General features: G+C 61.5%; 1 tRNA gene and 1 rRNA gene. Both read left to right on the top strand.

Annotated elements, in window-relative coordinates:
- The first annotated feature begins 178 nt into the window (after positions 1-178).
- Positions 179-294, top strand: a 5S ribosomal RNA gene (rrf, locus tag HPY23_RS12020).
- A gap of 49 nt (positions 295-343) precedes the next feature.
- Positions 344-420: transfer RNA gene (locus HPY23_RS12025), tRNA-Met, on the top strand.
- Positions 421-480: the final 60 nt, after the last annotated feature.

The raw sequence follows: 480 nt of genomic DNA on the forward strand, positions 1-480 counted from the left end.
TAGGCTGGATGTGCAAGCGCGGTAACGCGCTGAGCTGACCAGTACTAATCGCTCGATCGGCTTGATCGCTCTCATGATCCGTGTCCGGATCAGACCAACACCACAGACACGATGAAGACGGACCAGCAGCCCCAGCGGCTGCCGGTCGGCATGCTTGCCGAACGACGTGCTTGGCCGGTCTGGTGGTCAGAGCGGGGTGATCAGAACCCGATCCCATCTCGAACTCGGCCGTTAACCGCCCCAGCGCCCATGGTACTGTGTCTCAAGACACGGGAGAGTCGGTCACCGCCAGACCTGCCAAGCACGTACACATTCCCTCGACACGATCCGGATCGCGCCTTGGCGCGGGGTGGAGCAGCCCGGTAGCTCGTCAGGCTCATAACCTGAAGGTCACAGGTTCAAATCCTGTCCCCGCAACCAAACCACACGAAAAACTCCGCTCGGCATCGCCGGCGGGGTTTTTCGTCGTTCGCGGCGTAC

The organism is Methylobacterium ajmalii (genome assembly GCF_016613415.1).
GTDB lineage: Bacteria > Pseudomonadota > Alphaproteobacteria > Rhizobiales > Beijerinckiaceae > Methylobacterium > Methylobacterium ajmalii.